Source organism: Pectobacterium polaris, from assembly GCF_002307355.1.
GTDB classification, from domain to species: domain Bacteria; phylum Pseudomonadota; class Gammaproteobacteria; order Enterobacterales; family Enterobacteriaceae; genus Pectobacterium; species Pectobacterium polare.
Genome location: NZ_CP017481.1, coordinates 464,879 through 485,730 on the forward strand (window position 1 = coordinate 464,879; position 20,852 = coordinate 485,730).

At 52.7% G+C, this 20,852-nt stretch carries 17 protein-coding genes, 1 pseudogene and 1 other annotated feature; of the genes and pseudogenes, 6 read left to right on the plus strand and 12 right to left on the minus strand.

From position 1 onward, the window contains the following. Window position 1: 1 nt before the first annotated feature. The 4 genes from thrB to BJJ97_RS02085 all read right to left on the minus strand — a co-directional run bounded on the left by thrB (window position 2) and on the right by BJJ97_RS02085 (window position 4,504). Entirely contained in the window at window positions 2–931 is a 930-nt protein-coding gene (gene thrB, locus BJJ97_RS02070; RefSeq protein WP_095992935.1) for a homoserine kinase, read from the minus strand. 2 nt (window positions 932–933) lie between these two features. Further along, a complete protein-coding gene (gene thrA / locus BJJ97_RS02075; protein ID WP_039545789.1) occupies window positions 934–3,393 on the minus strand; it encodes a bifunctional aspartate kinase/homoserine dehydrogenase I in 2,460 nt (819 codons plus the stop codon). Between the two features lie 90 nt (window positions 3,394–3,483). After that, window positions 3,484–3,599 (minus strand) — a sequence feature (Thr leader region). After that, window positions 3,538–3,624: a thr operon leader peptide gene (gene thrL, locus BJJ97_RS22440; protein ID WP_072012441.1), complete on the minus strand. Its 87-nt coding sequence runs from the start codon at window positions 3,622–3,624 to the stop codon at window positions 3,538–3,540. (Overlaps the previous feature by 62 nt.) A 193-nt stretch (window positions 3,625–3,817) precedes the next feature. Next, window positions 3,818–4,504, minus strand: coding sequence for a tRNA/rRNA methyltransferase (locus tag BJJ97_RS02085; protein ID WP_095992936.1), 687 nt, complete (start codon window positions 4,502–4,504; stop codon window positions 3,818–3,820). Window positions 4,505–5,255: 751 nt separating this feature from the next. Here BJJ97_RS02085 and arcA point away from each other — a divergent pair. Beyond that, a complete protein-coding gene (arcA, locus tag BJJ97_RS02090) occupies window positions 5,256–5,972 on the plus strand; it encodes a two-component system response regulator ArcA (protein WP_010300511.1) in 717 nt (238 codons plus the stop codon). A 54-nt stretch (window positions 5,973–6,026) separates the two neighbouring features. Here arcA and creA read toward each other — a convergent pair whose 3' ends face one another. Then, window positions 6,027–6,509, minus strand: coding sequence for a protein CreA (creA, locus tag BJJ97_RS02095; protein WP_095992937.1), 483 nt, complete (start codon window positions 6,507–6,509; stop codon window positions 6,027–6,029). 205 nt (window positions 6,510–6,714) lie between these two features. On the opposite strand from creA, the gene robA reads away from it, so the two are divergent. Then, window positions 6,715–7,602: an MDR efflux pump AcrAB transcriptional activator RobA gene (robA, locus tag BJJ97_RS02100; RefSeq protein ID WP_095992938.1), complete on the plus strand. Its 888-nt coding sequence runs from the start codon at window positions 6,715–6,717 to the stop codon at window positions 7,600–7,602. On the opposite strand, the gene gpmB is transcribed toward robA, so the two are convergent. Beyond that, the gene (gpmB, locus tag BJJ97_RS02105; RefSeq protein WP_095700672.1) at window positions 7,591–8,241 is read right to left on the minus strand and encodes a 2,3-diphosphoglycerate-dependent phosphoglycerate mutase GpmB; all 651 of its coding nucleotides are present in this window, start codon (window positions 8,239–8,241) and stop codon (window positions 7,591–7,593) included. The genes robA and gpmB overlap by 12 nt on opposite strands. A 50-nt stretch (window positions 8,242–8,291) precedes the next feature. Between gpmB and yjjX the strand changes: the two genes are divergently transcribed. Further along, complete coding sequence (gene yjjX, locus BJJ97_RS02110; protein WP_039487172.1) at window positions 8,292–8,831, plus strand: inosine/xanthosine triphosphatase; 540 nt, start codon at window positions 8,292–8,294, stop codon at window positions 8,829–8,831. Window positions 8,832–8,834: 3 nt separating this feature from the next. On the opposite strand, the gene trpR is transcribed toward yjjX, so the two are convergent. Both trpR and sltY read right to left on the minus strand, forming a co-directional pair. Then, window positions 8,835–9,182, minus strand: a complete 348-nt coding sequence (gene trpR, locus BJJ97_RS02115; protein ID WP_039487173.1) for a trp operon repressor — start codon at window positions 9,180–9,182, stop codon at window positions 8,835–8,837. Window positions 9,183–9,254: 72 nt separating this feature from the next. Next, window positions 9,255–11,188: pseudogene (gene sltY, locus BJJ97_RS02120) on the minus strand (murein transglycosylase). A 358-nt stretch (window positions 11,189–11,546) separates the two neighbouring features. Between sltY and ettA the strand changes: the two are divergent. Beyond that, complete coding sequence (gene ettA, locus BJJ97_RS02125; protein ID WP_072012442.1) at window positions 11,547–13,214, plus strand: energy-dependent translational throttle protein EttA; 1,668 nt, start codon at window positions 11,547–11,549, stop codon at window positions 13,212–13,214. Window positions 13,215–13,290: 76 nt separating this feature from the next. Here ettA and BJJ97_RS02130 read toward each other — a convergent pair whose 3' ends face one another. Next, window positions 13,291–14,994, minus strand: a complete 1,704-nt coding sequence (locus tag BJJ97_RS02130) for a methyl-accepting chemotaxis protein (protein WP_095995309.1) — start codon at window positions 14,992–14,994, stop codon at window positions 13,291–13,293. A 254-nt stretch (window positions 14,995–15,248) separates the two neighbouring features. After that, window positions 15,249–16,157: a LysR family transcriptional regulator gene (locus BJJ97_RS02135; RefSeq protein ID WP_095992939.1), complete on the minus strand. Its 909-nt coding sequence runs from the start codon at window positions 16,155–16,157 to the stop codon at window positions 15,249–15,251. A 136-nt stretch (window positions 16,158–16,293) separates the two neighbouring features. Here BJJ97_RS02135 and BJJ97_RS02140 point away from each other — a divergent pair, with 136 nt between their 5' ends. Further along, window positions 16,294–17,295, plus strand: a complete 1,002-nt coding sequence (locus tag BJJ97_RS02140) for a zinc-binding alcohol dehydrogenase family protein (RefSeq protein WP_095700677.1) — start codon at window positions 16,294–16,296, stop codon at window positions 17,293–17,295. A 54-nt stretch (window positions 17,296–17,349) separates the two neighbouring features. On the opposite strand, the gene serA is transcribed toward BJJ97_RS02140, so the two are convergent. Both serA and rpiA read right to left on the minus strand, forming a co-directional pair. Next, a complete protein-coding gene (serA, locus tag BJJ97_RS02145; RefSeq protein ID WP_095700678.1) occupies window positions 17,350–18,582 on the minus strand; it encodes a phosphoglycerate dehydrogenase in 1,233 nt (410 codons plus the stop codon). 294 nt (window positions 18,583–18,876) lie between these two features. Beyond that, window positions 18,877–19,536: a ribose-5-phosphate isomerase RpiA gene (gene rpiA, locus BJJ97_RS02150; RefSeq protein WP_039317220.1), complete on the minus strand. Its 660-nt coding sequence runs from the start codon at window positions 19,534–19,536 to the stop codon at window positions 18,877–18,879. 240 nt (window positions 19,537–19,776) lie between these two features. Here rpiA and BJJ97_RS02155 point away from each other — a divergent pair, with 240 nt between their 5' ends. Further along, a complete protein-coding gene (locus BJJ97_RS02155; RefSeq protein ID WP_095700679.1) occupies window positions 19,777–20,670 on the plus strand; it encodes a LysR family transcriptional regulator ArgP in 894 nt (297 codons plus the stop codon). Window positions 20,671–20,852 lie beyond the last annotated feature (182 nt).

Consider the following 20,852-nt stretch of genomic DNA (forward strand, 5'->3'; position numbering starts at 1 on the left):
ATTATCCCAGTTTTCGTGCGCCAGTCGTATCAAGACGGCAAATATGAACAAAACCTTCATCGTTCTGCAAATAGTTATCCCGCAGCCAGTCGGCCAGACGCTGTGCGCTCGCCATGTCGTTGCAGATGGAGAATAACGTCGGACCAGAGCCGGAAATACCGCAAGCCAGCGCCCCGATATCTTCAGCAGCCTGGCGAGCGGCGGCAAAGCCGGGCAGCAGTTTCGTCCGATAAGGTTCCGCGATGACATCCTTCATCAGTTTCGCCGCCAGCTCAGCCTGCCCAGTATGGCAAGCGTGGATAAAGCCGGCCAGATAACGGCCGTGGCTGATGCAATCCTGACGACGATATTGCGCAGGCAGAATCGCGCGCGCTTCAGCAGTGGAGACTTTAATCCCCGGATACGCCATGACCCACAGCCAATCATCGAATGACGGCACAGGTTGGCTGATGATGCCGTTCTCTTCCAGCATCAGTTGGACACCGCCGAGGAAACACGGAGCCACGTTATCGTAGTGAACGCTACCAGAAATGCGCCCTTCCAGCTCACCCATCAGTTTCAGCAGACGGGTATCATCCAGCGGCTTACCGCAAAATTCGTTCATCGCCATCAGCCCGGCGACGACAGAACAGGCGCTGGAACCGAGCCCGGAACCAATCGGCATGTTCTTTTCGAGCGTCATCGCCACTGGCACGGTTTTGCCAATTTCCTGACAGAACAGTTCCCAACATTGATACACAATGTTTTCTTTCGGGTTGTCGGGCAGCTTGCTAACAAAGCGCCCTTCACTACGCAGGCTAAACAGATCGGCGGCTTCGACAGAGACGCAATCCCCCAGCAATGAGCCGTCTACTGGCGAGACGGCCGCACCCAGCACATCAAACCCGACGCTGACGTTACCGATTGATGCAGGTGCATACACCTTAACCATAATTATGCTCCCAACTTCCATGACAAGGTGCGCAGCAGATCTGCGAACACACCAGCAGCGGTAACATCGTTACCCGCGCCATAACCGCGCAACACGAGCGGCAGTGGCTGATAATAACGGCTGTAGAATGCCAGCGCATTCTCGCCATCTTTGACTTTAAACAGCGGATCGTTGCCGCCAACCGCACTGATCTTGACCTTACAGCGGCCTTCTTCAATCACGCCGACATAGCGCAACACTTTACCTTCATCACGCGCTTGTGCAACACGGCTGGCAAACTCGTCGTCTGCCGTTGGCAGGCGCTGCATAAAGCTGGCGACATCGCCGGAAGCATCAAAGCTGGCAGGCAGAACGGATTCCACTTCAATATCGCCCAGTTCAAGCTGATAACCCGCTTCACGCGCCAGAATCAGCAGCTTACGCGCCACGTCCATACCGGACAGATCGTCACGCGGATCGGGTTCGGTATAGCCTTTTTCTTTCGCCTGCGTGGTCGCTTCTGACAGCGACATACCTTCATCGAGTTTACCGAAAATAAAGGACAGCGAGCCAGAGAGAATACCGGTAAAGCGAATCAGCTCATCACCCGCATTCAGCAAGTTTTGCAGGTTCTCAATCACTGGCAGGCCGGCACCGACGTTGGTGTCATACAGGAAACGGCGACGGGATTTCGCTGCGGCACTGCGCAGTTGGTGATAATAGTTCATCGACCCCGTGTTGGCTTTCTTGTTTGGCGTCACGACATGGAAACCGTCGGCCAGGAAATCCACGTACTGATCGGCCACGGCCTGATTCGAGGTACAGTCAACGATCACCGGGTTCAGCAGATGGTATTCTTTAACCAAACGGATCAGACGGCCCAGATTAAACGGCTCGCGGGCTTTACCCAGCTCTTCATGCCAGTTTTCCATCGAGATGCCGTTAATGTTGGTCAGCATCGCTTTGGAGTTGGCGATCCCACACACGCGCAGGTCGATATGCTTGTCTTTCAGCCACGGCTGCTGACGGTGGATCTGATCCAGCAGTGCGCCACCCACGCCGCCGACGCCGATAACAAATACGTCGATCACCTGATCGGTGTTAAACAGCATCTGGTGGGCAACGCGTACGCCAGTGGTGGCGACATCGTTGTTCACCACGACAGAGATAGAGCGCTCAGACGAGCCCTGCGCGATAGCCACGATATTGATATTTGCCGTCGCCAATGCCGAGAATAGACGAGCAGACAGGCCGCGCAGCGTACGCATGCCATCGCCCACCACAGAGATGATGGCCAGACGTTCCATCACATCCAGCGGCTCTAACACGCCTTCTTTCAGTTCCAGATAGAATTCGTCTTCCAGCGTTTTTCTGGCGCGCGCCAGTTCGTTTTGCGACACGCAGAAGCTGATGCTGTATTCGGAGGATGACTGCGTAATCAGAACAACAGAAATACCCGCGCGCGACATCGCGGCAAACACGCGCGCTGCCATGCCGACCATGCCTTTCATGCCAGGGCCGGACACGTTAATCATCGCCATGTTGTTCAGGTTGGTAATGCCTTTCACCGGATACTGGGTATCCGTGCTGTCCATGCCGATGAGCGTGCCAGGAGCCTGAGGATTTTCGGTGTTTTTGATGAGGCAGGGAATTTGGAACTGGGCGATAGGTGCGATGGTGCGAGGGTGGAGGACTTTGGCGCCGAAATAGGACAGCTCCATCGCCTCCTGATAGGACATCGATTTCAATAATCGAGCGTCCGGCACCTGACGCGGATCGCAGGTATAAACACCGTCCACATCGGTCCAGATCTCACAACAGTCAGCACGCAAACACGCAGCCAGTACCGCAGCGGAATAGTCAGAACCGTTGCGGCCCAGCACAACCAGTTCACCTTTATCATTACCGGCAGTAAAGCCCGCCATCAGGATCACATGATCTTTCGGGATGGCGCTTTCAGCGATGCGGCGAGTCGATTCCGTGATATCTACGGTGGATTCAAGATAGTGTCCCTGCGCCAGCAGCTTCTCGACCGGGTTGATAACGGAGACCCCATAGCCGCGTGCCTGAAAGACCGCTTCCATGATGGCGATAGACAGTTTTTCCCCTCGGCAGATGATCGCAGCGTTCACGCTGTCAGGGCACTGGCCCAGCAGCGCGATGCCGTGCAGAACGTGTTTCAGCTGTGCAAATTCCTGATCCACAAATGCCTTCAGGCGGGCATGGTCAAAGCCGGGTTGAGACGCTGCAAGACCTTGCAGCAGCGAAGAAAAGATCGTTTCGGCGTCATTTAAATGAGGCAGGATATCTTGTCCGGCGACGGTTTTCTCAATCATGGCAACCAGATGGTTGGTAATTTTCGCCGGAGCGGACAATACGGTAGCCACCTGTCCCTGGCGCGCGTTGTTCTCGATAATGTCGGCAACGCGTGCAAAACGCTCCGCATTCGCTACTGAAGTCCCGCCAAATTTCAACACTCGCATTTTTATCTGTTCTCCTGAATTTCTGCCAACCAAACGCCGGAAGCGTTTTTTGTATGCCGCTTACAGACGGCGTTTTGGATAACCTGCCATAAAAAAAAAGCCCGCACTGTTCGGTGCGGGCTTTTTCTGGAATCTTTATATGCGTCAGCCCGCACCGTTACTGGTTGTATCGGTGATGGTAATAATCGTGGTGATTAGGCTGATAGTGCGCATGCTAAAATTGAATCTCATTAGAAGTAGAGTTATCTGCCCTATTAGTTAGGCCAATCGCCCTTTGAAGTCAACGGATTTCTTTTTTTTCTTCTCGCCAAAGGAAAAAGTCCTGCCGCTCAACCCACTGCCTAAACAGAAATAAGCCGGACAAACCGTTGTCAAAATACGTGACTCAAGATGTTCGACTGCCAAAAAAGCCATCTCTGCTATCTTATTTCGGCAATCTTTTTTCAATGTCGTGTAGCAAGCGATGGAGCATCGCCGTATCGCGTTGCTCTAAACGTCCCAGCCGCTGATGCAACCAGTCCCGCAGTTTTTCATCGTCCTCAACCGCCAGATTAACCAGTAGCCGATCCATACGATCGCGCAGCGCCGACAGTTGCCCCGCCACTGCTGGCTGCGTTGCTTCCGGTTTGACCTGCATGAGTTCAGCCAGTTGGTAACAATACACCATCACCGCCTGACCAAGATTCAGCGAGGGATAATCCGCTTTCATTGGCACACCAGTCAACACATCCGCCAGTTCGAGTTCTTCATTCGTCAGGCCAACATCTTCCCGGCCAAACACCAGCGCCGCAGACGCCATCCATTGAACTTTCTCCTGCAATACACCAGTCAGTTCCACTGGCGTACAGTAATAGTGATATTTCGCCCGACTGCGCGCGGTGGTCGCGACCGTAAAATCGACATCTGCCAGTGCTTCAGCCAGCGTGGAAAACTCCTGCACGTTATCCAGAATATCGCCTGAGCCGTGCGCCACCCAGCGGGCGGCGGGCTCTTGATGTACCGTGCTGCCGACAATACGCAAGCTGCTGAACCCCATCGTTTTCATCGCACGAGCGGCCGCTCCTACATTTTCAGCCCGAGCGGGCTCAACCAAAATAATATGAAACTGCATAGACTCCTCAGTATGGGTTACATGCGTTTTAGCAATAGTTTATCTGCTCGCCAAACAACGCGGCCCTGTAATCGATAACAATTTATTGATGACGACGATTTATTGATAACGACAGTTTGTTGAGTATCACGGTGAAAACTTAACAATAAACCAACAACATTTCCGGCATCAACGCAGCCTTCGGTCGGAAACATCGGTGAGTCCAAAAAGTGGGCGGGAAGATAAAACCCTAATAAAAATAAGGTAAATTATTTTATTTCAATAAGTTATAAAACTACCAGCGACTGTGTAGCGCCAATTATGATTATTGGCATTTGCTATGCTAAATCGTTCATAAAAAGTGCTAAATTGTGACGTAAACTGGCAATCCTATAAGTGTTTATCACAAAATAGTTAACGTGCTAAAATGAAATTTGATATATGTCAACAGAACCGTAGATTTATCAGCAGGCAAAATCTGTGCTTACTGTTATGTTGCTGTTAATAAGGTTAAACTGTGCGCCACTTTGAGCGCAGTTAAATTAGCGCCACGCTCACCCGCTAGCAGTACCTCTAAGCGGGTAGAGAATGAACACCAGTAACGCATTTACGTACTTGAGTCTGACGTTGAGCGAGAGCGTAGTTTACCTCGGTAAGCTCCAGGGAAATACCCGGAATAACTGGCGTTGTAGCCAGCGGGCCAGCAGGGTATGACAGCGACTTCTGTACTTCCGATTTCTATAATTTAAGTTGGCAATTTTAGGTAGCAAACATGCAGACGCCGCACATTCTTATTGTTGAAGACGAGCTAGTAACTCGTAATACCCTCAAAAGCATTTTTGAGGCGGAAGGATACGTTGTTCACGAAGCCACTGATGGCGCAGAAATGCACCACATTTTGTCTGAGAATGACATCAATCTGGTGATCATGGACATCAACCTGCCAGGAAAGAACGGCCTGTTGCTGGCACGTGAATTGCGCGAGCAAGCCACCGTTGCCTTGATGTTCCTCACCGGCCGCGACAATGAGGTCGATAAGATCCTCGGTCTGGAAATCGGTGCGGATGACTACATCACCAAACCGTTCAACCCACGTGAATTGACGATCCGCGCCCGTAACCTGCTGTCACGTACCATGAATCTGGGCAGTGGCACTGAAGAGCGTCGTCTGGTGGAAAGCTATCGCTTCAACGGCTGGGAACTGGACATCAATAGCCGTTCTCTGATTAGCCCGGCTGGCGAACAATACAAGCTGCCGCGCAGTGAATTCCGCGCCATGCTGCACTTCTGCGAAAACCCGGGCAAGATTCAATCCCGTGCGGAATTGCTGAAGAAAATGACGGGTCGCGAGCTTAAGCCGCATGACCGTACCGTTGACGTCACCATCCGTCGTATCCGCAAGCACTTTGAATCTACGGCTGATACGCCAGAAATCATCGCGACGATCCACGGCGAAGGTTACCGTTTCTGCGGCGATCTGGAAAATTAATTCCCTCAGCCGGAACAGGCTTCTGTTCCGGCTGTTTTCCCTTCTTACTGCACGTTACTCACTCTTTCCCCACGGCATAACCGGCACCGCACTTAGCGCATTCTTCGGCGAACCATCGACTAAGCGATCAGAGTAAGCGAGATAGATCAGCGAGTTACGCTTTTGATCGTAAAACCGCACGACCTGCAACTTCTTGAAAACCAACGATGTTCTTTTCTGGAACACCACAGATCCGCGATCGCCACCGTTTTTGATTTTATCGGACAGCGTAATCGTCCCAACCTGCTGACAGGAAATCGCGGCGTCCGCCGTGTCCTCCGCCAGCCCTAACCCGCCCTTGATTCCGCCTGTTTTGGCTCGGCTAATGTAGCAGGTCACGTTTGGTACATCCGGATCGTCAAACGCTTCCACTACGATCTTATGATCCGGCCCCAGTAGCTTAAAGACCGTATCGACAGATCCCACTTCTTCCGCACTGACAACGCCGGCGGTAGATAGCAATAGCAGACCCGCTCCCACGATGCGCTTTATGTTCATATTTCAGGTCCTGTGACAATTCATAACAAACGGTTAATAACCACAATTAAAAAGGGGATGAGCAAAATAAACCGCTATAATCTCCCTCCTTATCCAAATTACCTGCGGAACATTTTCAAAAATCTTCGGCAGTACCAAAGTGAAAATATTGCTATGATGCGGGATCTCAATACGCTCGCGCTCAATGTGTTTGATGAGGAAGATTATGGATCAAGCCGGTATCATACGTGACTTGCTTAACTGGCTGGAAAGCCATCTCGACCAGCCGCTATCACTCGATAATGTGGCGGCGAAAGCGGGTTATTCCAAGTGGCATCTGCAAAGAATGTTCAAAGATGTGACGGGCCATGCCATTGGTTCATATATCCGAGCGCGGAGATTGACCAAAGCGGCGGTTGCACTCTGCCTGACCAGTCGCCCTATCCTTGATATTGCCCTGCAATACCGTTTCGATTCACAACAGACGTTTACCCGCGCGTTTAAAAAGCAGTTTGCCCAAACGCCAGCGTCTTATCGTCGTTCCGATAATTGGAATACTTTCGGCATTCGTCCGCCGATCCGGCTTGGTGCATTTACCCTGCCACAGCCACAGTTTGTCACCTTGCCAGAAACGCAACTTATTGGCCTAACGCAAACCTATACCTGTCGCTTGGAGCAGATTTGTAACTTCCGTACGGAAATTCGCGTCCACTATTGGCGTCAGTTTTTAGGAGAAACCCGCTGCGTCCCACCAGTACTTTACGGGCTACATCATTCACAGCCAAGTAAAGAGAAAGACGACGAGCACGCAGTGCTCTACACCACCGCGCTGGAGCCACAGTATCTGCCCGATGATATCCACACTGGCGAGCCCATCACGCTACCGGGCGGCGACTATGCGATGTTTGTTTTTGAAGGACCGACAGACGAGTTACAGGATTTTATTATCAGCCTGTATGACACCTGTCTGCCGACCTTCCAACTTACGCGCCGCAAAGGATTCGATGCCGAGCGTTTTCACCCTAGTCGTGATGCAGACGGGGAAATACCCGCAATCATCCGCTGCGAGTATTTTATCCCTATCCAGCATACCGAGCCGCTCTCAGCGCTGTAATTCATCCAGTGCCGGAATATCCAAATGCGAAATATCTCCGGCCGTTTCCACTACCCATCCCGGTGCCAGCCACGGGCTTTGCTGATAATCAATGCGCGACAGGGAACAGTTACGCAGGCGCAGTCGCCGTTCAGCCGATGCGGGTAACCCCAGAACCGTACTCAGCAAGCACCCCAGCGCCATACCGTGGCTAACCAGCAAAGGACGACTTCCCGCAGGCAACGCCAGACAACGTTCCAGAACACCGTGCATGCGCAATGCCACATCAACCATCGATTCGCCTTCCGGGATGCGGCCATCAGGTGTGCCATCCACCAGCCCTTTACGCCACTTTTCTTCCTCGGCGGTCAGCGAATCCAAATCGCGGGCTTCTAAGACGCCCATATTCAACTCACGTAACCCAGGCTCCAGGATTATCTGGCAATCACCACAAGATTTAGCGATGATTTCTGTCGTCTGACGCGTTCTTCCGAGATCGCTGGTAAAAATATGCGTAATCCCTAACGTCCTGATTCTTTCAGCAACTTGCTGTGCCTGTTGCTCACCTCTTGGCGTCAGCGCACTGTCCGATTGACCTTGAATACGTCGAGCCACATTCCATTCCGTTTCGCCGTGGCGAACAAGATATACCTGTAACATGGTTATTTTCCGTTATACTGCGTCAAATTAACTAAAGGTACGAAACTGTTATGTATCACGTTGTTGCTGCAACTACCAACCCGGCAAAGATTAAGGCTATTACTCTGGCATTCACCGATGTCTTTGGTGCAGAAAACTGCCGCATCGAAGGCGTTGACGTCGACAGTGGCGTCCCGCGCCAGCCTCTCGGCTCTCTCGAAACCCGTACAGGCGCAAGAAACCGCGTCATGATGGCGCGCCAGGTGCGTCCAGAAGCCGACTTTTGGGTCGGTGTCGAAGCAGGCATTGAAGAAAGCATGACGTTCGCCTGGATGGTGATCGAAAATGCTCACCTGCGCGGCGAATCACGTTCCGCAAGCCTGGTTCTTCCAGAAAGTATATTACATGGTATCCGTGAAGGGCGGGAATTAGGCGATGAAATGGAACGTTTGACAGGCGTTCAGAATATCAAGCATAAAGGTGGTGCCATCGGCGTCTTCACCGACGGCAAATTATCACGCACTAGCGTGTATCATCAGGCATTGCTGCTGGCACTGGTACCGTTCCATAACCCGATCTACCAGATTCCCGTTCAGACAACGACACAGTAACCGTTACGCGTTGTCACCCAACGGTTTATCTGTCGACAGCAACTGCGCTTCCAGCCAGCTTTTTAACGCGGGGGGCGCGGCTTTCAAACTGTTTGAACCGCGCGTAATCGTCGCAATACCCGCACCTAACTCGCTTTTCAGCTCACGCTGGCTCATTTCACCCCGCATTAGCTCCTGTATAATTCGCACCCGCGTTCCTAACGCAGTACGCTCATCCGGCGTTAGCAGGAGTTGGAGCAGCGGCAATTGAAGATCTTCCGCAATAGACTGCTGCAATAGCGCGACAAAGCGTAACCAGTGCTCATTGTCTTGTTCAGAAAGTGCCGGGTCGATCAGCGATAACGGAGTCATAACGGGCTGCCATACTATTTAACTAGTACGGCAGCATAACACAATTTCAGGCAACGAGCGCAACGCCACGTCTCAATAACGCCGCTGCCATTCCGCATCCGTCAGCACACTGGCTGGCTGGTTCAGGAAATAGCGATAGAAGACGTCATACGCCAGCACATTTTTCACGTAACCCCGTGTTTCCGAAAACGGAATACTTTCGATAAACGCAACAGGATCGATACGCCCGGCGCTGTTTCTCAGCCAGGTATTCACACGCGATGGCCCAGCATTATAAGCCGCGGAAGACAGAATGCGGTTACGGCCAAATGTCTGGTACACATACTCCAGATAGCTCGTCCCTAACAAGATATTAGTTTCGGGATCGAACAACTGGCTGCTGTTCGTATAGAACGTGATATTGCTCATTTTGGCCGTATGCTGCGCCGTCGCGGGCATCAACTGCATCAGGCCCGATGCACCAACCGGGGAACGTGCTTTCGGGTTCCAGGCGCTTTCCTGACGAGCAATCGCCATCGCATAGCTCTGACTAATGCCTTTCCCCTGCGTTTCACGGCGGAATTCATCGTTCCAGGCCAGCGGGAAACGCTCTTCCAGATGATCCCACAGCTTCGCGACAATCGTCGCCTGCACGCTCAAATCCGCCCAGCGCTGTTCAAACGCATAGCGAGCCAGTGCTTCCTGCTGCGGCTTGCTACGATTCGCCACCAGCCCGACCCATTCGCTGCGCGCCAGATTATCCATCTGCCAGAACATCAACTCCCGCACGCGAGTGATTTCCGGTAGCTGAGACAGAGAAGGATCCGGCTTAACCGCCGCCATGATAGTCATGGGATAGCGCTCGTTCAGTTTCTGCGCCGCTGCCATCGGATAGAACCCGCGTTCCTGCATCAGGCTGCGTAATAGCGTCTCGCCTTCCTGCCGTTTGCCCTGATCCAACAATGCTGCCGCACGCCAGTAGCGCCATTCGTCTTTCTGTAACGCATCCGCCGGTAAACGCGCCATCCAGCTTGTTAGCCCCTGACGATCGCCTGCCCCAATGCCATACGCACGCGGCGTTCCAGCAACGTGGTCGACGTGCTCTGCCGCACCACGCCATCCCGCCACTGCGCCTGCTCTGGCGTGGCATCGTTGCCCATCAAACGCCAGGCAATCGTTTCTTCCATCTCCTGACGTTCTGCCGCGCTCATTTTCTGCAAACGGGCAATGACCGGCAGCATCGAACGGGCATTATCGGCATCCTGACGCGCCGTGCGCGTAAAGGCCGACAGCGTGACTTTACGGGTGAAATCTGTTGGTCCAACGGTCCGAGCGAAACTCTCCAGCGAATTCGGATCGTTCTGGAGTTTCAGCAGCGCATCGCCCATCGTTTTATAATCGTCGGGTAGCTGCTTGATGAGATAGCTCACCAGACTGCCGCTACCTTCGTCCATCGCCAGACGCACGCGTTCCAGCGTTGTTAGCGGCGTCTGCTCGCCGGCCTGCTGCCAGACGGAGAAGAGTTTATCGCACACGGTAGGGAGCGAGCGCCCTGTCAGCCAGATATCACGCGTGGCTTCCCACACGCCCTGACGCTGACCGGTTGCCCACTGGGCATAATAAAAGTTACAGCGGGCGCTGACTGGCTTCGGTGGCTGGGGGCTAAATGCCAGCAGTCCGATCCAATCCTGACGACGCGCCAGTTCATTCACAAAGCTGGTCGTCAGGTTACGGGCGGGCGGCAGCGTCGGGTGCGTTGCCATAAACTGTTTTACCTGCGTCGCGCTGACCTGACTCAGGTCCTGCGTGAGCGAACGGTATTCAAGATAAGGATAAAGTGGGTAACTGCGCAGCGTTGGCATCAGCTGCGCGACCGTGTCCATCTGGTTGCTGTCCCATGCTTGCTTAACCTGCTGATAGCGCTGACGCTGTTCGTCCAGAGAATCCGCCAGCACATGGCCGGAAAACCCAGCCAGACATATCGCCGAAACGGCGTACCACCAATGACCCGCTTTTATCACCTGCATTAACCTCATCCGTTATCGAACTTGCTATCGGCATCCTTCATCGTATCGATACCCCTATCCTATCGGGCAGATCCAGTGTGGCACATCATGCCAGACAACGATATGCCGATCCGCAAACCGATTCTGAAATTCATCACGCGGGCCTACGTCTCAGATCGGCCATGGCAAATCGCCGGATAGCTGGGATCACAGGCTGAAAACCGCTACACTTCATACTTAGGGTAATGCGCTTAGAATAATCGATCCGCTGCCAGGGTATTTCCTTAGCAGCGATTTAGTATTAGGTAACACAGTGCTACATATGGTCACCCGCTTATGGTGACAAATCATAGAGATAAGAGAGAGGCGAAGTCGCAACGTGGCTCAATATGTTTATACCATGCATCGCGTCGGTAAGGTCGTACCGCCGAAGCGTCACATTCTGAAAAACATCTCCCTCAGTTTTTTCCCCGGTGCCAAGATCGGCGTGCTGGGTCTGAACGGAGCCGGTAAATCAACGCTGTTGCGTATTATGGCTGGCATTGATACGGACATCGAGGGCGAAGCTCGCCCACAACCTGGAATCAAAATCGGCTATTTGCCGCAGGAACCGCAGTTAAACACGGAGCACACCGTTCGTGAATCCGTGGAAGAAGCGGTGTCTGAAGTCGTGACCGCACTGAAGCGTCTTGATGAAGTCTATGCGCTCTATGCTGAGCCGGATGCAGACTTCGATAAATTGGCCGCAGAACAAGGCCGGTTGGAAGAGACCATTCAGGCACACGACGGTCATAACCTGGACAACCAGCTAGAACGTGCCGCCGATGCGCTGCGCTTGCCGGAGTGGGATGCGAAAATCGCTACCCTGTCCGGGGGTGAACGTCGCCGCGTGGCGCTGTGCCGTCTGCTGCTGGAAAAGCCGGACATGCTGCTGCTCGACGAACCAACCAACCACCTGGATGCCGAATCTGTCGCCTGGCTCGAACGCTTCCTGCACGATTTCGAGGGCACCGTGGTGGCGATTACCCACGACCGTTACTTCCTCGATAACGTCGCGGGCTGGATTCTGGAGCTCGACCGTGGCGAAGGTATTCCGTGGGAAGGCAACTACTCTTCCTGGCTGGAGCAGAAAGATCAGCGTCTGGCACAGGAAGCGTCTCAGGAAGCGGCACGCCGTAAATCCATTGAGAAAGAGCTGGAGTGGGTGCGTCAAGGCGCTAAAGGCCGTCAGTCCAAAGGTAAGGCACGTCTGGCACGCTTTGAAGAGCTGAACAACACCGAATACCAGAAACGTAACGAAACCAACGAACTGTTTATTCCGCCAGGTGCTCGTCTCGGCGATAAAGTGGTGGAAGTTTCCAACCTCAGCAAGTCTTACGGCGAACGTCAGCTCATCGACGGGCTTTCTTTCTCCGTACCGAAAGGCGCAATTGTCGGCATTATCGGCCCGAACGGTGCTGGTAAATCAACCCTGTTCCGCATGATGTCCGGTCAGGAACAGCCGGATGGCGGCACGATTGAGCTGGGTGAAACGGTGAAACTGGCGTCAGTCGACCAGTTCCGTGATTCGATGGACAACAGCAAAACCGTCTGGGAAGAAGTGTCTGGCGGGCAGGACATCATGCGTATCGGCAACACCGAAATGCCAAGCCGCGCTTACGTTGGCCGTTTCAACTTCAAAGGGGTTGATCAGGGCAAACGCGTTGGCGAGCTGTCCGGTGGTGAACGCGGCCGCCTGCATCTGGCGAAACTGTTGCAGGTAGGCGGCAACGTGCTGCTGCTCGATGAACCAACCAACGACCTGGATATCGAAACTCTGCGCGCGCTGGAAAACGCCCTGCTGGAATTCCCTGGCTGTGCCATGGTGATCTCGCATGACCGTTGGTTCCTCGACCGTATCGCAACGCACATTCTGGATTATCAGGACGAAGGTAAAGTGGAATTCTTCGAAGGCAACTTTACTGAGTACGAAGAGTACAAGAAGCGTACGCTGGGTGCCGATGCGCTGGAACCACACCGCATCAAATACAAGAAGATCGCTAAATAAGCCGTCATCGAACGTGATAAACAAATGGCCCGCATTGCGGGCCATTTTTCTTTCCAGTACAGCTTCACTTACCTAATCAGAACGTTTCCCAGTTTTGACTATCGCTGCCTTTGCTACTGGCTCCGGCGAGGGCCATCGCTGGCGCTAAGCGCGGTTGCGGCGCAGCCTTTGGCAAGGATGATTTCAGTCTCTGAGCCACGCCAGCCAGCTTGAATACCGCGACAGCCTGCGTCAAACGTGCAGCCTGTTCTTCGAGTGAAACGGCTGCCGCCGAGGCTTCCTGCACCAGCGCCGCATTCTGCTGCGTCGCACTATCCATTTCAGACACGGCCTGACTCACCTGTCCGATGCCACGACTCTGTTCGTCAGAAGCGGAGGCAATTTCGCCCATGATGTCAGTCACGCTGACAACCGCGCGAACAATCTCGCCCATGGTTGTACCCGCCTGAGACACAAGCCCAGAGCCTGTATCCACCAGCCGGCTCGATTCGCCAATCAGCCCTTCAATTTCTTTCGCTGCCTGTGCGCTGCGCTGCGCCAGACTACGGACTTCACCCGCCACCACGGCAAAACCACGCCCTTGTTCACCCGCCCGCGCGGCTTCTACCGCCGCGTTCAGTGCCAGAATGTTGGTCTGGAAAGCGATACTATTAATGACGGACGTGATTTCGGAAATACGGCGTGAACTGGTAGAAATATCCTGCATGGTATCCACCACGTTCTTCACGATCTGTCCGCCCTTCTCCGCTTTTTCAGAGGCATTTTTCGCCAACTGGCTGGCGTGATGGGCATTGTCGGAGTTCTGTTTCACCGTCGCGGTCAGCTGTTCCATGCTCGCGGCGGTTTCTTCCAGCGCGGCCGCCTGCTGCTCGGTGCGCGAAGAGAGATCGACGTTACCTGCCGTAATTTCTGACGATCCTTGATAGATCGAATCCGCGCCTTCGCGCACGATCGTAACCGTATCCGTCAGCTCCGCCTGCATGTTCTGGATATTCGTCCCCAGAGTGCCGATCTCATTACGTCCCATCGCCATCGGCGGCTGTGTCAAATCCCCCGCTGCGATCTTCTGAATACGATCAACCAGTCTGTTGATTGGCGCGAGAATCACATTGCGCACCATGATGTAGGCCATGATCGCCATAATGATAGACAGGACAAAGGAACCCGCCATCATCCAGTAACCCAGCTTGGCATTATCTGCCGCACGATGATTGATATCCTGCGCAGCTTGCGTGAGTTCATTCACTTTCTTACGTACTGGAACACTGAACGCTTCATCTAACTGACGGGCCAGCGTACTTTCCAACGTGATCGTATCTTCAAATTCCCCGTCATTTGTCGCTTTCTGCATAGCCAGAATCCCGTTATCACGGTAGTTGGCATACGCCTTAAGAATCTCGTCATCCAGCGCGTTTTCGCTCTCCAGTTTGTCTGGACGCGCGATATATTCATCCAGACGCTTCTGTGAAGCTCTGACTCGGCCAGCAGCCTGGTCTGAAGCGGATTTAAATACGTCGTGATCGCTAATACGGTTTGCCGCACCCGCCTGAATAAGCAGCAATCTGGCAACCCGCAGTTGATCGAGACTGCTGCTGATACCAGCCCGGATATCAGACAATTCATTCGCCTTATCCAATGAATCATTACTTTGCTTTAAGAAATAGCTCGCTGTGCCAATAGAAAGCGCAAATAAAATCAGGATAATTGAAAAAAGAGTAATAAATAACGAAACGAGACGTATATTGTTGATGTAACTCAATTTCTCTTTTTGAACAGACATCGGTTGCATTCTCATTTTTACCATCACTGGTCTACATTATCTCTGCCATTGCTGGTGCGGCAGAGCCCAGATATCACTGTGACAATAATGCCACGCAGAACAAACCTTTCATAAAAAAGTCAAAAGGAACCACGATTGTTATCGGCATTTTCAGTCTAAAACGTACCTAAAATAAGTTGATGGAAATCACGTTTCAATAAAAATTAAAAAATATCCGTAAAAATGAAACGAAAATATTATAGATACGACAATCCCTACTGCTTTTTCAAAAACGTTGAGTAATCATCCAACGCGTGATGCTGTAAAACAAAGTCGATAAAACACGCCAATGCGGGCGAATTCAGCTTGCGGCTGGGGTACACCAGATAAAGCTCGTTGGCTTCCACCTGCCAATCCGGCAGAACCCTGACCAGTTTTCCAGAAACGGCTTCATCCAGACAGAGAAAATCAGGCAATAGCGTAATCCCCGCCCCCGCAATGGCGCACTCCCGGGCGTAAAGCAGGTTATCCGTGATATGCGAATCGGGTAGTAACCAGCGATAGAGTTCTGAACCGCGATGAAGGAGCCACTCCGTCCAGGCATGATGCGCAATACAGCGGTGTTGCTGGAGCTGTTGTGGGTGGAGTAATGCCGAGTGCCGCGCCAGATAGTCAGGCGATGCCAGCAAGTATCGCGGGGTTTGCCCAAGTGAGCGCCCAATCAGTGAAGAGTCATGCGGTTTACCGGTACGAAAAGCGACATCAAAACCTTCTTGCACCAGATCGATCACATCGTCTGAAATCAGCACATCCAGCGATACCGCCGGAAAGCGCTGCTGAAACTCGGCGGTGAGTCGCGCCAGCAGCGTAGAACCTAACCCTGCCGGGCTGGTGATGCGTAGTCGCCCGCTGGGGTTATCACGCAGGCGCTGTACGGCAAGATCGGCACGCTCGCTGGCTTGCAGCATCTCCTGACAGTGAATCAGGTAGCGCTCACCGGCAAACGTCAGATTGAGCTGACGCGTCGTTCGGTTCAGCAACCGCAGGCCAATCTGCTGTTCAAGCTGGCTAATGCGCAGGCTCAGGCTGGATTTTGCCAGCCCCGCTTTTCGCGCCGCCTGTGTAAAACTGCCACACTCGGCCACCAGCGCAAACAGCGCCATATCCTGCAATTGTTTAAACATGATTGTTCACCCTAGACGAACACTGCATTATTTATTGTCCATCTTATCAGTCCTATCTCTGTGTTCTACACTTTGGCTTATGCAAAAATAGGTTTTATTCACAAAACCAGATTCTGAAAATAATGAGGAACAGACCATGACCGCTCATGCGATAGCCGTTGATCCACAACAGCCAGAAAATTTCATTGCCATCACGCAGGACATTCCCGAGCCCGGTGAATACGACCTGTTGGTCGGCGTAAAAGCCATTTCCGTCAATCCGGTGGATACCAAGGTTCATGCTGGATTGCGTCAGAATGGATTACAGCAGCCCCGAATTCTCGGCTGGGATGCCAGCGGTGTCGTACTGAAAACTGGCAGCGCTGTGAGCGACCTTCAGGTAGGCGATGAAGTCTGGTATGCCGGCGATATCACCCGCCCCGGTAGCAACACCACCCATCAGTTGATTGATTCACGTATCGTGGCGCGCAAGCCCGTGTCTCTGGACTGGGCCGCCGCCGCCGCACTGCCGCTCACCGCGCTGACCGCCTGGGAAGGCTTATTCGAACACCTGAAAATACAGCAGGCCGACAGTGACAAAACGCTGTTAATTATCGGCGGTGCAGGCGGCGTAGGATCTCTCGCTATTTCTCTGGCAGCATTGCGCAGTTCGGTAAATATCATCGCCACTGCGTCACAGCCTGACTCAGCAGAGTGGTGCCGCCAGCGCGGTGCCCATAAGGTCGTGGATTACCGTAATCTGGTCGAGTCTCTGGAAAAAGAAGGGATCAAACAGGTCGATTACATTTTCTGCCTGAACGACACGGACGGCCACTGGGATGCCATCAGCAAACTGATCGCGCCGATGGGGCACATCTGCACCATCGTGGAAAACAAAAATCCGCTCGACCTGACGACGCTGAAACTCAAAAGCGCGGCGCTGCATTGGGAATTAATGTTTACCCGCAGCATGTTCACCACGCCGGATATCGCGGAACAGGGGAATATTTTGCACGAAGTCGCACAGCTGGTTGATGCAGGAAAACTTCAGGGAACCGCCAGCGAAGCGCTGCAAGGGTTAACGGTAGACACGCTGAAGCAGGCTCACGGTAAAGTGCTGGAAGGGCATATGCGCGGCAAGATCGTTATCGCGCTGTAATAACGCAATCAGCCCCTTTCGGGGCTGATTAATAACGCACTGATCAATTACACATCAGAACAGCAGACGAGCACGAATGGTGCCAGGAATTGCCTTCATCAGTTGCAGTGCCGTTTGCGCACCGTCAGTTTCGACATCAATGACCACATAACCAATTTCAGGTGTCGTTTGCAGATACTGCGCGGCAATGTTAATGCCCTGCTCAGCAAAGATCTGGTTAATTTTGGTAATCATGCCAGGACGGTTTTCATGGATGTGCAGCAGGCGGCTAGCGCGTACGCCATGAACAGGCAGCGACACTTCTGGGAAATTCACTGCAGACAGCGTAGAGCCGTTGTCTGAATATTTCGCCAGTTTTCCAGCGACTTCGTCACCGATATTTTCCTGCGCTTCCTGCGTGGAACCACCGATATGCGGCGTCAGCAGCACGTTGTCAAACTCGCACAGCGGCGACAGGAACGGATCGCTGTTGGTTGCCGGTTCCTGTGGGAATACGTCAATCGCCGCACCGGACAAATGCTTGCTTCTCAACACGTCGCACAGTGCAGGAATATCAACCACCGTACCGCGTGCAGCGTTAATCAGGATTGAACCCGGCTTCATCAGCGCCAGCTGTTCCGCGCCCATCATATTCTGCGTGCTTTCATTTTCTGGCACGTGCAGGCTTACTACGTCACTCATATTCAGCAGGTCGGACAGGTGACGCACCTGCTGAGCATTACCCAGCGGCAATTTACTTTCAATATCATAGAAGTAAACGTGCATACCCAGGCTTTCAGCCAGAATACCTAACTGCATACCGATGTGCCCGTAGCCGATGATCCCCAGCTTTTTACCACGCGCTTCAAACGATCCCACCGCCAGTTTTTCCCAAACACCACGGTGCGCTTTCGCATTCGCCGACGGGATACCGCGCAGCATCAGCAGCATTTCGCCGATCACCATTTCTGCCACGGATCGGGTATTGGAAAAAGGTGCGTTAAATACCGGGATACCGCGCTTGGTCGCGGCCGACAGCTCAACCTGATTAGTCCCGATACAGAAACACCCTACCGCGATCAGTTTTTCCGCAGCAGCAAAAATCTCTTCTGTCAGATGGGTACGCGAGCGGATACCCACAAAATGCGCATCGCGGATGGAGGCTTTCAGCGCCTCTGGATCCAGTGCACCTTTATGGAACTCGATGTTGGTGTAACCCGCTGCTCGCAGGTTATCCAGCGCGCTCTGGTGCACGCCTTCCACTAACAGAAACTTAATCTTGTCTTTTTCCAATGATACCTTTGCCATTTCCCGACCTTATTTTCAGACTTCAAATGTGACAGAGTGCTCAATAGCTTCTGCCAACATAACAAAAATTACGCAGTCAGCAATACAAACGATTGCTTCGCCCAAATCGCGCCACAGAGGAGCGCGCCTGATTTATGGCAAAAAATATTGCCAAAGATGTGCATCGCCATATCGACGATAAATAAAATAAGAAAATGTGATATTAAGTACCAAAAATGAGCCGTTAACTAAATGGATTTTTTTAGCTAAAAAATTTCTGACGTGAGTCTTCACCACGCCAGAACGATCGCGCACTCATTTAACGACGGTTTTTACACCCTCAGCCGTGCCGACTAATGCGACATCTGCACCACGGTTGGCGAACAGCCCAACGGTTACGACGCCTGGGATACCATTAATGTGGTTTTCTACCGCGACCGCATCCATGATATTCAGGTTGTGTACATCCAGAATGACGTTGCCGTTATCCGTCAGTACGCCCTGACGATAGACCGGCTGCCCGCCCAACTTCGCCAGTTCACGCGCCACGTAAGACCGCGCCATCGGAATAACTTCAACCGGCAGCGGGAATTTACCCAACACATCAACCTGTTTCGATGCATCGACAATGCAGATGAACTGGCGCGACAGTGCTGAAATGATTTTCTCACGGGTCAGCGCTGCACCACCGCCTTTGATCATCTGCATGTGCCCGTTGATCTCATCCGCACCATCCACGTAAACATCCAGCGAATCCACATCATTAGCGTCAAAAACCGGGATACCCAGGCTTTTCAACTTTTCCGTTGAGGCATCCGAGCTGGAAACCGCGCCTTTGATTTGATGTTTTATCGAACCCAGCGCATCAATAAAGTGTGCTGCCGTCGATCCGGTTCCTACTCCCACAATGGTATCGGGGCGGACGTAGTCGAGCGCGGCCCATCCCACTGCTTTTTTCAGTTCATCTTGCGTCATAATCTGCTTCTGGCCTGTAGAATCGATATACGAAAACGTGTGCGTATTATAGAACATGCACGTTGGGGAAAGCGTGCGAATTCACTTCACCGCCGATGCATTATTTCATGCTCATCATTCCATACCTACCCTGCTGAATCGTGATTGCGCACAATAGCCAAAATAAGATTTCTGCATGGCAAATCTGCAAAATGTGGCATAGTGAAAAAAAACAGACTCATTCAGAGGATTTTGACTTTCATGAAACGCCCGGACTATCGAACGCTTCAGGCTCTGGATGCCGTCATCCGCGAGCGTGGTTTTGAACGCGCTGCCCAAAAACTGTGTATTACCCAATCTGCCGTTTCTCAGCGTATTAAACAGCTGGAAAACCTGTTCGGCCAGCCGCTATTAGTCAGAACCATTCCACCTCGTCCGACAGAACAAGGGCAGAAACTGCTGGCTCTGCTTCATCAGGTTGAGCTGCTGGAAGAAGAGTGGCTGGGCAATGAAACTAACAGCGATATCCCGCTGCTGCTGTCGCTGGCAGTGAACGCCGACAGCCTCGCAACCTGGCTGCTGCCTGCGTTACAGCCGGTGCTGGTCGATTCACCGATTCGGCTTAATTTGCAGGTAGAAGATGAAACGCGCACGCAGGAAAGGCTGCGCCGGGGTGAAGTGGTCGGTGCGGTGAGTATTCAGTCTCAGCCGCTGCCAAGCTGTCTGGTAGATAAACTGGGCGCACTGGACTATCTGTTTGTCGCCTCACCGGCCTTTGCCGAGCGCTATTTCCCGAATGGCGTGACGCGCTCGGCGCTGCTGCGCGCCCCCGCAGTCGCCTTCGACCATCTGGATGATATGCATCAGGCTTTTTTACAGCAGAACTTTGATTTGTCGCCGGGCAGCGTTCCCTGCCACATCGTGAATTCGTCGGAAGCGTTTGTACAACTGGCGCGTCAAGGCACTACCTGCTGCATGATCCCACATCTGCAAATCGAGAGAGAACTGGCGAATAACGAGTTAATCGACCTGACGCCGGGGCTGTTTCAGCGCCGGATGCTCTACTGGCACCGCTTCGCGCCGGAAAGCAGGATGATGAGGAAAGTGACGGACGCCCTGCTCTCGCACGGCCATCAGGTACTGCGGCAGTCATAACGTACTGAGAAAGTGATACTGGCATCGTGATAAAAACCAACAGGCCAGTTGCAGAGTGATGACAATCCTATTTACCGAACGAAAACGGGAGTAACGGAATAGAAGAGTAAAGCGTTTGCGCCATGGATGGCGCAATCCGAGCTTACATGGACGTACTTGCAGCGTCTTTACGATCTATCCGT